Here is a 12858-nt window from a genome sequence, read left to right as displayed (position 1 = left end):
TTTGATGTAGAAAGCCCCCCTACGAGATAAGTGGACAATCAAATATCTAAGTAAACAGTGTCTTCATCATCTGTATAATAGTTCATATTCTCCTTTGTCACGATATCCAACGGCAGGTATTTAATAATGGGAACTTCCTTTTTGAACACGAGGTAATCGGTTAGCTGATAAATACCCCAATACCCCTGCCCCTTGGGGTTTTGGTTAATCAGGAAACTAATTGCACCTTTATTCAGGAAATATAAATTAGCAGGTAGCAAATCGTACCCTATTATTTTGATGTGTTTTATATGACGCTGCTCCAGGTGTTTTGCAATTTCGTGTGCTTTAGATGTTGTTACAAAAACACTGGTAATATCGGGCGTGCTATCAATAATATCATCAAGCTGTGTGATGAACAAAGCGGGGTTCGACCGGTTTAATTCAATCCTTAAAATATTGTACTGATGCTCCAGGTTATTTTGAGCAAAATAATTGCGGAACCCCTGTTCTTTTTTCAAAAGGTGGGCCGCGTTACTTATCTCTTCATCGATATGTGCAATTAAAACAGAGCAAGGATTGGGCTGGCCGTAATGAATAAGCTTACCAGCCAAAAAACCGCTTTGGTACGAGTCCTGGCCAATATAACTTAAAGGCTCGCACTCGGCAATTTGGGTATTAAACAATACAAATGGAATTTCGGCAGCTTTCCACTTCGCAAAAAACGGTAAGGTTTCCCGGTAAAATATAGGAGACAAAATTATACCGTCGGGATTATCTTTGGTTAATTGATTGGCTTGAGTTATAAACGACTCAACATCATAAGGATTAAATACATATTGCTGAACGACGATGCCAAATTGTTTTAAATCTTTCTCGGCTTTTTCAATTCCGGCTTTTGGGGCGTACCAATATGAATCGCTTTTATGATCGGGTATTAGGGCAGCAATCTGATATATTTTATTTGAGCCTAAAGCCCTCGCCATCAAATTTGGCTCATAATCCATCTCTTCAATGATCTTGAGTATCTTCTCTTCTACTTTTTTTGATACCCGCCCCCGTTTGTGTAATACCCTGTCAACTGTACCTGTAGAAACTTTCGCTTTTTCGGCAATATCTTTAATGCGTACAATTTTATTCTTCATGTTAACCTTTCGTGTAAAAAAGATAGCAAAGGTAATTTAATATAGTTTTTGTCGCATTATCCAGCTATAATTTTGCGTGGAGGTATGTTGGCCGTTTGCGTGGCGGTTAATCGAGTGTTGAAGGGTTGCGCGGAGAGGACTTTGCGCATTGTGCGTCGATGGGTTAGCAAACACATATCCTATTTTCCTATCATCCTGAACCTGTCGAAGGGTCGTGCGGAGAGCCCTTTACCCACATGCTTCGACAGGCTACCCATGACATATTATAAATACCCCCTTTGTCATTCTGAACGCAGTGAAGAACAACCTCTTGAACGAAGTGAAAAATCTGCAAGCTGACATGCATAGCCGACGGAAAAGTTCGCGAATAGATCCTTCACTGCGTTCAGGATGACAAGTATCTTATTGTATGCCATTACTCCTTCTGAATTTCGCGAAATTTTACCACTCAGCGGGGCGGCCTTTTTACTATGTTGCCTCCGCTTCAGAACTTTCGCCCCCACCCCTACTTTTTAAGATACGGAACCAAAGCAACTGCCAACTTTTGATACCCCTCCTCGTTCGGATGCAGGCCATCGCCAAACAAAGATTCATCGATGTTACCGGCACCATTAAGCAATAAGATGCCCGGATTAATAAAACGAACACCAGCCTGAGCCGCTAATTTTGCTATTCCTTTATTAAGTACCTGTACCCTTTTTTCCTGTGCCCGTCTTGGCAACAAGCCGGATAACAAAATTCCGGCCTGGGGCTGCCGCGCTTTTACGGCCTGCACCAGTAATTTTAACCCCGCAATTATCTCATCATCGGTATTAACAGACAGGTTATTGGTGCCTATCATAATCATAACCCTATCGGCTTTAAAGCCATCAAGCTCTTCATGATACACGCGCCACAGCACATTTTCAACCTGGTCCCATCCAAAGCCAAAGTTTTTTACCCCTAATGGTTCCAGGTATTTATCCCATGATGCGGCGCCTCTTGCTAAAGGCGCTTTTGGTGTTCCACCCCAGTAATTCAGGATAGAATTACCAAGGAACACAATTTTTGGCGCATCGGTTTTAATGAGCGTTAATATTTCATTATGCCTGTTTCGCCAATCGTAATAGCCATCCCGGCTTTGCACAACAGGCGCAGTAGTTGAATATGCACCCGTTGGCTCGTTAATAATTGCCCGGATAGCCTTTTCATAAGCCCGGGCATACTGTTGCATTCCGGCGTCATTGGGATGTACGCCATCGACCGTCGAATTAATATCAAACCCTATTTCTTTATTGGTTAACAGGTAAGCATTTTTCTCTCCCGCTGCAATCAGCTTTGAATAGGTTTGGTTAAGCACTTTATTTACCCGGATATAATCGGTATTCCTCCCGGTATCTAACAAGCCATCTACATTACCCCCGGCATGCTCCACAAGTAGTATTGGTACCAGCGGATGTTTGTGTTTTAAGCCTTGTATTGATGCCAGTAAACGCGTTTCAATTTCCGCGTCAGCAAAACTGGTTAAATTGGGCATGCAATCAAGAACGTAAACTTTTGCATCAACCTCGGCCATCAGGTCGATAACCGATTTTTCCAATCGCCCGGAACCGGAAAAGCCCAGGTTTACCAGCGGGCGGTCAAGCGTACGTTGTAAAATTGCCGTCCATGCCAAACCCGGCCGCGATGCGCAGGCACCCTGTGCTATAGATGTACCATACACAAGCACCGGTTTCTCCTCAGATAGAGGCAAAAAACTAAGATTATTACCTGCCGGAACACCTATTTGAAGCCAGGATACGGAATTATATAAGGGCAAAAAAAGCCTGTATTCATAGCTTCGGCCCGGAAAACTGGTGCTCACCTTTATATTTGAGTACCGATAAGTAATGGTATCCGTAAAAGTAAAGCTTCCGGGAGCCAGGCACCATTTTCCGTTAGGATCCAGCGCGTAAAGATCCAAACCGCTTACGCCTGTGGCCGGCATATGCGACATGGCTAAATCTCCTTTTACTTTATAACGGATAACCAGGTTTGGCGCATCTGTTTTAAACTTAATGTATAAACCGGCGCTACTATGCGAGATGTTCCACACATTAGGGTTTAAGCTTTTTTCTGCCCGCGCCGGGAACCTGTCGTAAGTATTTGCCGTTTCCGACGACCATGCCTGCCCCTCTATAACCGGGAATCCGGCGGCGGCTGGGTCAAGCCATTTATAGCCGGCCGTTGTTTGGCAAAAGGATGCTGTATTGAAAAGGCAAAACGTTAATAAAATTGCAATTCGTTTCATTTGTATTTTTTGGGCATTGAGTAGTATGGGATCCGGGATTAACTTAAAGCACGTATTCGTTGCATTAAATCACGTCATTGCGAGTAACCATCAGGATGATCCCGAAAAAATCATTATGACGTGCAACGAAATATAGATTATTAATGCTGTTTTTTTGTAGAGACGCATCACATGCGTCTCCTAACATGCAAATCGAACCTGCTAGCGGGAGGCGCATGTGATGCGCCTCTACAAAGCTCCAACCGTGTCATTATTATTTTTCCCAGCTACAAAGCAGGCCTGGCGTTTAATACCATTACTTCAAATGGCTGTAGCGTAACGGTATAGTTATCCCCTTTAAATAAAGGCGCTTTCGCTTCGTTGCCAGCTGATTTGGCGTTATAAAAAACATAACTGTACTTACTATTTAAAGGCAATTCAAAAACCTTACCTGCGTTAACCTCGAATGTTTTTGCTGTATCCGAAGGATTTCTTAAAGTAAGAATAGCTTTTTTTGGCGACCAGGCTGCAAAACCGTAAACATCACCTTTCGCCGGATCACCGCCTACCCAATGCACATCGGGCATAATATCTGCATTTTGCCGCGACCATTTTATTGCGCTGGCCAGGCAGTCCCAATTGGCGGTGTTTAATTTATGGGGATTGATATACAGCTCCTGCAAACTTGTTCCCGATCCAAAAAACGACCAGATTTCGTCAGCGATATCCTTATCGTTCATATCAAATTTGGCGGGCGGCCCATTGTCGGCAATACAAACGCCATGATACATTAAAGCGCTTATAGGATAAAGAGGGGCACGCTGTACAATATTTTTATATACTTCGCCATCGCGGTAATTGAGCCACTGTTGCCTGGTATCCCCCTGCCCTTGTGTATTGGTATCCCAGCCGTTTCTCCAAATTACATCGCCGTATTTAAGCCAGAAAGGCGATGGCCAGGTACCTATAGTCATGCTAAAATAAAGATCTGGTTTCACGGTGCGGAGTGATGCTACCAGCTTTAACAGCGATTCCATATCCGTTTGATATTCGGGAGTAGCACCGGTTGATTGATCTCCGGCCCCTACGCCATCAAATTTAAACATCGAGACGCCATATTTTGTAACAAAGTTAGCAGCCGTTTCTTTAAACCTGCCGGAATAGACAGGTCCGGAGAGAGAGAAACCATGCGAATTAGTTTCAAACGGGGGATTTTGTTTCCGGCCATACTGCAGCCGCTGTTCTTTTGCCTGCTCATATCCACCCCATGGCGACATCCAAACCCCCAGCGATGCGTGGTATTTATTGGCCAGCGCTTTCATATTATCAAAACCTACCGGGAAATTTGCTTTGCTGATTTGCCATAGTGTTTGATTATCGTCCCAGCCATCATCAAATAAAAAGGCGTTTAAGTTAAGGTGCCGCTTTACGGTAAGGCTATCGCCAAAGGTTTTAATACGGTCAAGACAGCCTGCTTCTGTCAGTTTACGATCGGCCCATGATATATCGTACCAGGAGTTATAATGAAGCATTTGCCGGTAAGGCACCGCCCTTTCGCGTTGCAGATAATACAGAAATCCCCTGCGCAGCTGGCCTGCGGGAGCTATGCCCCAAACCGTAGAGCCATTTAAATCTAAAGTTGGCTCCGGGTGTTCAATATAGCTGCTAACCCAGCCGTTATCGGTGTTGTATTTACTTATAGGAGTTTCAGATGCAAAAAAGTAGTTACCCGATACTATCGGCGAACCATCAACAACACCCGATGGCTTGATGCCCGTTTCCATCGGAAATTTGATGAGTTTTAATTTGGCGACTTTCAGGGAATCTTTGAGGCTGTGAAAACTGAATACTTGCCTGATATAGTTGGAATTATCTTTTAAAACAGCTTCCCACATTACGCGGATACCATACTTTATACTGAAAAGCTCCGCAAAAACCTCCACCCCATTTTCTTTTTCTGAAAGTTTAACTGCTTTCTGGTTGCCCTTTATGGCAATAATTTTTGGCGGGGCGCTTATTTGAAAATCGGCAGAGTTAATTACCGTGCCATCCTTCAGTTCCAGCTCAAACATGGGTGAACCTTTTAAAGCTACCTGTTTATTGTTTTGGGCAACAAATTCGTCTATCGCAATCGTCTTTTTATGGGCAAGCCATTTTACCGACAAGCAATTGTTTTTTAGAATCAGCGATCCCTTGCCCGAAAACGCAATCGCCTTGCCCGGCTTTATCCCCGACAGAAAAACATTCTGAGCATTACAAAAACCCGGCAGGGCGATACAAATTAAAAGCAATAGTTTTTTTAGCATGTTTGATAAATTACAGGGAAAAACACAAATAATAATTTTGCGTGTGCGCACACAAATATAGATAGTAATTTTTCTATTAAAAACATGCCATAAAATATTAGCTCCTTCAAACCAGCGAAAAAGGAGCAGATGACGCATTAATGGCCAAAACAATCGTTTGCGCCATTTTTCAGATGCAAGCGTAGTGTTAGACCCATTTACTCTCTTTTTCAGTTTAAATTCCTGTATTTTATGCACAATAAAATACACTATCTTTCAATATGCAGCACCAAGAATTTGCGCCTCCCGAAGAGCTACAAGATTCCATAAAATGTTTTTGGTACAACAGCAGAGATTTCGGGGAACAACTATCTGACTTTGAAGTACAACCCGATGGCTATGCCGAAATCATTTTTCATTTCGGGAGCGGTTGCAGCATTGCCCGGGATGGCGGCTTGCGGCCATTGCCATCGCCGTTTATGATGGGGTTGCTCAACCAGCCTGTTGTTTTTTACGCTAAAAACCGTTTACAAATCATTGGCATCAGGTGCTTTCCCTGGACGGTGTTCGATTTGCTTGGGCTGCCGGCTGGTAAAGGCGGCGTGCGCATATTTGAACATCCGATAGCACAGCTTCACCCCGCGTTAAAAAAGTGCATTGACGCCGGCAGGGTAGATGAAGCGCTGGCCGCGGTAAAAAAGTATTTTAGGAATGCCCGGTCGGAGGTTGCTACCAGCAGTATACTATTTAAAGCGGGCGTTGCGATGAGTAAAGCAAAGGGAACCATGCCAGTAAGCCAGGTAGCGGAGGCGGCCCATGCTACCGTTCGTACGCTGGAGCGGAACTTCAAGCAATCGTCTGGCCACACGGTTAAAGATGTATCCGGGTTAATGCGTTTTGAGCAGGTGCGCAACCGTTTATGGCTTTATCCGGATATCAACCTTGCCGGCTTAGCGCATGAACTGGGCTATACAGATCAATCTCACCTAAGCCGCGAGTTTAAACGTTATAGCGGCACTACGCCCGCAGCCTTCGCTCGAAAAGCAAAGAACGGAAAGCAAGCTGTAGGCAACGATTTTGTCGCGTTTGTACAAGCCTGAGACAGCAGCATTGCTGAATTTTGTGTATCAAATCATTCCATATGAAAGTTACACTTCAAAGCAATAAATCAGCACAAAATAATTCTATCTACAACGTGATCATTTCCGGCGCCGGGCCTGTAGGCCTGTTCCTGGCTTGCGAACTGGCCCTGGCCAAATGCTCGGTACTGATACTGGAAAAAGCGGAGAACCCACACTCGCCACTAAAACAATTACCCTTCGGGATCCGGGGGCTCTCGGCACCTACTATCGAAGCGCTGTACCGGCGCGGGTTGCTGCAGCAACTTGAGGTACACAAGCGTCTTAGAAATCCTCATCAAAATGCCGGGCAAGGGTTACGGCGCCAGGTGGGGCACTTCGCCGGCATTCCTTTTCACGAAGGCGATATTGACACAGTTCGATTCGCAAATCGCCTGCCCGGCTCAACTGATACCAGCTTGATTTCAGAAATGGCGGAGCTTGAAACTGTGCTGTCCCACCGCGCAGAGACTCTTGGCGTAGAAATCAAGCGCGGGCTTGCTGTTACTGACTTTCATCAAACAGCGGACGGGGTAACTGTTCAGTCTGACGAGCAATCTTTTCAGAGCAAATGGCTGGTAGGTTGCGATGGAAGCCGCAGCGTTGTTCGCAAGTTGGGCGGTTTTGAATTTGCAGGCACCGAACCTGAATTTACCGGCTACACTACCCGGGTTGACATTGCCGATCCTGAGAAGCTAAACCCGGGCCGAAATGTGACACCAAGAGGCATGTACCTGCAATCTCAGCCAGGCTACCTCATGATGCAGGATTTTGACGGCGGAGCATTTCATAGCTCCGAAAAACCAATAACCCTTGAACACGTGCAGGAGATGTTACGCCGTATCTCGGATACCGACGTTACCATCAATACGCTGCATATTGCAACCACGTGGACAGACCGGGCACGCCAAGCCACTACCTACCGCAACGGAAGGATACTTTTAGCCGGCGATGCCGCTCATATTCATTCGCCATTAGGAGGCCAGGGGCTTAACCTTGGGCTGGGCGATGCCATGAACCTGGGCTGGAAGCTTGCTGCAACCATCCGCCAGGAAGCGCCGGAAGGCCTGCTGGACAGTTATTATACAGAAAGGCACCCAATTGGCGCACAGGTTTTGGATTGGTCGCGCGCGCAGGTTGCCATTATGAAACCAAGCTCGGGAGCCCGCGCGCTACAAGTAATTATGCGCGACCTGATGAATACAAGCGATGGCGCCACCTATTTTGCAGGGCGCGTTTGGGGTGTTTCCACCCACTATGATCTTGGTGGTCATCACCCCCTGGCCGGCTACAGTGTTCCCAACTTTGAGCTGGGAGATGGTACAAAAATTGGCGAGCTTATGCACGATGGCATGGGAATACTGCTGGATTTTGATGAGAACCCTTCGCTTAAAACTTTAGCTGACCAATATAGCAACCGGATGAAGTACATCTCAGGCAACACAAAAGAGCGATTAGGTGTAAGCGCCGCGCTTATACGCCCGGATGGGATTATCGCGTGGGCATCTGCAGGCAACCCGGATTACAGCGAGTTGCGAAAGGCCCTCGCGCGTTGGTTTGTTGGTAACTAAAGGATTAGCATACACTCGCCCTTATTAGTCGGGCAAATACTGGCTGCTGATCTCACAGGGTCGCGAGTATGGAAAAAGTCATGTACCTGCATAATCGCTCACTGCCTGTCATCCCCAAACTCATCAGCACACTTTAACCGCCTGTATATTTAGTAGTTTTGCTAATTTTTGAATTTTGGATGCAATATGCCCTTTGCCCACGGCGCAATGGTGTGCAGGGCCATGCGAGTTCCAGGCCTCAACAAATCCCCTGGCCCCAATAGGAAATTTATAGCGGCTGTTGGTATTACCAATTTCCAGTATTGGGCCGGCAACAGATTCGGCCTCGGCAATAAGTAACTGCACCTTTCCGTCAACAGTTTCAATAACGGATAATAAGGTAACAGGACCATGCTTTACCGACATCTCCACCGATAATCCGCTGCCAACCTTACCATGATAAACCTGCAAGGGCTTCACCTTTATCCTGCCTTCAGCAATCGCCGGGTGACAAGGGCCATCGTGGCCCATTAATACCACATCATCGGTAAAATCCATGGCATAATATTCCGTAAATGAGCCGCCTGCTCCAAAGCAGTCCATAATCTTCATGGCCTGTGCATTCTTTATTTCATATTCGCCGGCCACCGGAATACCGCTTGCCGTAAGCAATGATGTCCCCAGGATAACCGAGCTCATGGTATCTTCATTTTGCGCGTTGCCGGTGCCCTTGTGGTAATAAGCCAGTGATCCCAAACTGTGCTTTTCAACCAGTTTATCAAGGGCTACCGCGGTTACCGCTGCCCGGCTTATTTCACCATCAGGGCAATCGGCCTGTACATCAAATCTGCAGTAAAACTCTTCAATTTTTTTCTTTGTCTCCTGCTCGGTAACCCCTGGCCGCAAACCAGACAACTCATCAACCTCGATAACTTCAATGTGGCCGCCAAACGTTGCACATTGCAGGGTAAGGTTTGCGTAAATATCCAGCATGCCGCTATAATAATTACCCATTACTCCCATCCTGTTGTAGTACATCATATGGGCAACTTTAGCAGCTGCTATCCATTCTTCTACTTCATCCCACACACCGGGATCGTTGTTCAACATGCCGGTAACCTGGTAAAACGGAATATTTGACCGCCTGAATACGTTGGCAATTTCGGGCACCGGGCAAGCCGAACAAAAGGCAAGCCACTCGCCTGTCATGGCGGTGCGGTTGTTCATTTGGTTGAACGTTGAATAATCAATGGCCGCCTCAGGGGCCAGGTTTAGTACAATAACCGGCACTTTAACCTTGCTTACAACAGGAAGTACAGTAGATGATAGGGCATAAGTGGTAACATATAAAAATATCAAATCTACTTCCTCGCGCCGAAAACGGCTGCCCGATTCAAATGCTTTTTCAGGGGTATCTACCAACCCAAGGTTTACAATTTCGGCACCATAGCCGCTTAGTTTGCCGGCCACCAAATCAATGTAACCCGCAAGGCGTTTTTCAAGCCCTTCAAATTGTTCCCAATATGCCTGCAAGCCTATACCGAACAAGCCAACTTTAAGTACAGGTTTGTATTTTTTATCAGTCATCCTTTTTATTTTTTACTATATAGAATTTTTAGCTTAAGCTCGATTAGTGGTGAGTAACAATTTGTCGAAACTCAACACGTTATGCTACGACATGCCCTGAAATTTTATTAATTGCAAAATTTGTATGTTTCGGACAAGGTTGATATTAACTGGCATTCAAATGTATCTGATTCGGCATGCCGGGAAATATATAATTTGATAATTGTTATATAGTTTTTGACTCCCCCATCTCTACACCTGCTACCAAACAAGCGCTTATGTACATTTTGATATTTAATATACCATTTATGTCATTTAAGGATTATGTAATAAAAATCTTGATAATTTTATCACATCATATAAACCGGCGGTATGCCTCAAGTCCACTTTATAGTCTTTTACCATTTACATTTATTTGCTTAATTATCAGGAGATGATCAATTATTACAAATATTTGCCCGTTAGCCAGGACGATGAAAACTGGGGGTTATATGTATTGAACACCGGTTGCACACATGTGGAACCAGCCGGCTGTTATCCGTCAAAAACGCACCCCTCACATCACAATTTCAACTGGGAAAATGGCCGGATTTTAAATGAATACCAGGTAATTTATATCACAAAAGGGCAGGGCATTTTTGAATCGGATCATTGCAAGATGAAAGATTTAAAGGCAGGAACGCTCATTTTTCTTTTTCCTGGTGAAAGGCATCGGTATAAACCCGATGACAACACCGGTTGGGATGAATACTGGATAGGGATAAAGGGCGAAATTCTGGATAACCTTGTTAACAAAGGTTTTTTTAAGCCCGAGACGCCATGTGTATATATTGGGTTTAATGAAAATGTATTTAACCTGTTTAATTCGATAATTGAAAAAACTAAAAATGAGAGTTCAGGATATCAGCCGTTAATATCCGGGGCTGCCCTGCATTTGCTGGGCTACTGTCATTCCATCACCAAACAATATGCTATTGAATCGGAAGAAAATGCAGTTGTTGTAAACCAGGCCCGGTTATTATTTCGCGCCAATATCGCCGAAGCTTTTTCTCCGGAGGAAGCTGCCGCCCAATTAAATATAGGCTATTCGCGGTTCAGGAAAGTTTTTAAAAATTATACCGGGTTATCACCCGGTCAATATTACATTCAACTTAAGATTGACCGGGCAAAGGAATTGCTAAACGAACCTGGCATGTCTGTAAAAGAAATCGCGTTCAAATTAAATTTCGAATCCTATTTCTACTTCGCCAAGTTGTTTAAAGAAAAAACTGGCCTGTCTCCTACTGATTACCGGAAAAGCGCGGCAGGCTAAGCTTAATCTTAAACCAGCGCCATTGATAATCAAGCCTTCACGAGTGATCTGTACTTACTAATCCCAATTAAATTCCCAACATGAACTTCTTTAACTATTTTGATAAAAAGCCTGTCGCAACTTTTATTTGTATTGCCTTTAGCTGCCTGCTTTTACCGCTGTGCGGCTACACGCAACTTTCAGAAGTAACCAACTTTGGCAAAGCGGGCGGCCAGGTAACAAAATTTAGCAAGCTTGGTGATGCCATTGACGCTCACGATGGCGAAATAGCCTATTTTAACGGAGTATATTACTTGTACGGAACCAGTTATGGCTGCGGATTTGAATGGGGACATAAAGAAGCACCATTTTGCGGTTTTAAGGTATATACATCAACAGATTTGATTACCTGGCAAGACCGGGGAGAGCTTTTTGATGCGAGTACCAAAATCTGGCAAACGCGATGCGACGGAAATACCTACGGTTGTTTTCGGCCACATGTTATTTACAATAAAAGCACCGCTAAGTATGTATTATGGATAAACGTTTATGATAACAGGGTGGGTTACCGTGTATTTACAAGCAGCAAGCCAACAGGCCCTTTTGTTGAGCAAGCCGAACCTAAACTGGCCGTAAATAGTGAGGCCGCTGTTGCCGGCCTAAACAATGGCGACCACGATACATTTGTAGATGATGACGGTACCGCTTACCTGGCTTATACAGATTGGCGGGCTAAGGGCGCAATTGCCGTAGAGCAGTTAAGTGCCGACTATTTGACAGGCACGGGCAAGGTTACCAGGGCCATCACTCCGGGCGAAACGGAAGCACCATCTTTATTTAAAAGGAAGGGCATCTATTACCTGGTATATTCAGATCCAAACTGCGGCTACTGCTCCGGAACGGGTGCATCTTATCGTACCGCCCCATCGCCTATGGGCCCGTGGTCTGAAGGGACGAGGATCAGCGATAACTCATGCGGCGGCCAGCCGTCGTTTGTATCGTCCATCAAATTAAAATCGGGCGAGGTTTTTCTTTTCGGCAGCGACCTGTGGAACAACGGCGCTAAAAACGAATCGTTGGCCAATTATTATTGGTCGCCATTAACATTCGATGCCCATGGCGCTATCAACAAAATGGAATGCAGCAAAACATTTAGCATTTATTCATGGGCAAAAAAAACAAACCATAAAAACACCGCGGTAACCGAGCTGGCGCCGGTTTGCGATATTGACAGTACAACTAAGCGCAGCCAGACTTTTATTGCCATCAAAGACGGCATTTTAAGACAACTGACGATATCATGTTTTAAAAATCAACACCCAACTGATGGCTTATTAATTGAGATAAAAAATGCGGCAGGCAAGCGCTTATACTCGGCAAATATCGCTGCTGACAGTATCAGCTGGTCTCCAAAAAACACCCTTATTCGCCCGGAAATCCGGGTACAAAAAGGAAAGCGTTACTTGATTACAGTTGGCACCGGGGCAACTAAAGGGACCTATGGACTGGAGTACTATGTAGAAGACAATGTAAAACCATCGAAACGCTTTTTGTTCTCAAAAACAATAGTTTCAAAATAGCGGCTGCCGCCTTGCCGGGCCTATTCGCAACTGATATAATTTATTATTGAGGAGGTAATTTGGTTTGTAAACGTTAAAACAAAACGTAATTGAAAA

Annotated in this window: 8 protein-coding genes; 4 read left to right on the top strand and 4 right to left on the bottom strand. The window is 44.9% G+C overall.

Translation table 11 applies throughout. From position 1 onward, the window contains the following. Nucleotides 1-38 precede the first annotated feature (38 nt). The 3 genes from AC1RM2_RS19825 to AC1RM2_RS19815 all read right to left on the bottom strand — a co-directional run bounded on the left by AC1RM2_RS19825 (nt 39) and on the right by AC1RM2_RS19815 (nt 5678). The gene (locus AC1RM2_RS19825; RefSeq protein WP_492986893.1) at nt 39-1124 is read right to left on the bottom strand and encodes a substrate-binding domain-containing protein; all 1086 of its coding nucleotides are present in this window, start codon (nt 1122-1124) and stop codon (nt 39-41) included. A 505-nt stretch (nt 1125-1629) separates the two neighbouring features. Then, nucleotides 1630-3393, bottom strand: a complete 1764-nt coding sequence (locus AC1RM2_RS19820; protein WP_492986892.1) for an SGNH/GDSL hydrolase family protein — start codon at nt 3391-3393, stop codon at nt 1630-1632. Nucleotides 3394-3659: 266 nt separating this feature from the next. Then, nucleotides 3660-5678: an alpha-amylase family protein gene (locus AC1RM2_RS19815; RefSeq protein ID WP_492986891.1), complete on the bottom strand. Its 2019-nt coding sequence runs from the start codon at nt 5676-5678 to the stop codon at nt 3660-3662. A 260-nt stretch (nt 5679-5938) separates the two neighbouring features. Here AC1RM2_RS19815 and AC1RM2_RS19810 point away from each other — a divergent pair, with 260 nt between their 5' ends. Both AC1RM2_RS19810 and AC1RM2_RS19805 read left to right on the top strand, forming a co-directional pair. Beyond that, nucleotides 5939-6757 carry a helix-turn-helix domain-containing protein gene (locus AC1RM2_RS19810; protein WP_492986890.1) on the top strand — a complete coding sequence of 273 codons (819 nt, stop codon included), beginning with the start codon at nt 5939-5941 and terminating at the stop codon, nt 6755-6757. A gap of 41 nt (nt 6758-6798) precedes the next feature. Continuing rightward, nucleotides 6799-8346, top strand: a complete 1548-nt coding sequence (locus AC1RM2_RS19805; protein ID WP_492986889.1) for an FAD-dependent monooxygenase — start codon at nt 6799-6801, stop codon at nt 8344-8346. Between the two features lie 123 nt (nt 8347-8469). On the opposite strand, the gene AC1RM2_RS19800 is transcribed toward AC1RM2_RS19805, so the two are convergent. Continuing rightward, complete coding sequence (locus tag AC1RM2_RS19800) at nt 8470-9912, bottom strand: arabinose isomerase (RefSeq protein ID WP_492986888.1); 1443 nt, start codon at nt 9910-9912, stop codon at nt 8470-8472. 412 nt (nt 9913-10324) lie between these two features. On the opposite strand from AC1RM2_RS19800, the gene AC1RM2_RS19795 reads away from it, so the two are divergent. Both AC1RM2_RS19795 and AC1RM2_RS19790 read left to right on the top strand, forming a co-directional pair. Next, nucleotides 10325-11203: an AraC family transcriptional regulator gene (locus tag AC1RM2_RS19795; RefSeq protein WP_492986887.1), complete on the top strand. Its 879-nt coding sequence runs from the start codon at nt 10325-10327 to the stop codon at nt 11201-11203. An 80-nt stretch (nt 11204-11283) separates the two neighbouring features. After that, a complete protein-coding gene (locus AC1RM2_RS19790; protein WP_492986886.1) occupies nt 11284-12762 on the top strand; it encodes a family 43 glycosylhydrolase in 1479 nt (492 codons plus the stop codon). Nucleotides 12763-12858 lie beyond the last annotated feature (96 nt).

It is taken from the genome of Mucilaginibacter sp. GW822-FHT03E02 (assembly GCF_058801545.1).
This window is presented reverse-complemented; position numbering and strand designations above follow the sequence as displayed.

Excerpts from the sequence above, each read along its gene's own strand:
- AC1RM2_RS19800 (WP_492986888.1), bottom strand. The coding sequence starts at position 9,912 with ATGACTGATAAAAAATACAAACCTGTACTTAAAGTTGGCTTGTTCGGT.
- AC1RM2_RS19805 (WP_492986889.1), top strand. The coding sequence starts at position 6,799 with ATGAAAGTTACACTTCAAAGCAATAAATCAGCACAAAATAATTCTATC.
- AC1RM2_RS19825 (WP_492986893.1), bottom strand. The coding sequence starts at position 1,124 with ATGAAGAATAAAATTGTACGCATTAAAGATATTGCCGAAAAAGCGAAA.
- AC1RM2_RS19810 (WP_492986890.1), top strand. The coding sequence starts at position 5,939 with ATGCAGCACCAAGAATTTGCGCCTCCCGAAGAGCTACAAGATTCCATA.
- AC1RM2_RS19815 (WP_492986891.1), bottom strand. The coding sequence starts at position 5,678 with ATGCTAAAAAAACTATTGCTTTTAATTTGTATCGCCCTGCCGGGTTTT.
- AC1RM2_RS19795 (WP_492986887.1), top strand. The coding sequence starts at position 10,325 with ATGATCAATTATTACAAATATTTGCCCGTTAGCCAGGACGATGAAAAC.
- AC1RM2_RS19820 (WP_492986892.1), bottom strand. The coding sequence starts at position 3,393 with ATGAAACGAATTGCAATTTTATTAACGTTTTGCCTTTTCAATACAGCA.
- AC1RM2_RS19790 (WP_492986886.1), top strand. The coding sequence starts at position 11,284 with ATGAACTTCTTTAACTATTTTGATAAAAAGCCTGTCGCAACTTTTATT.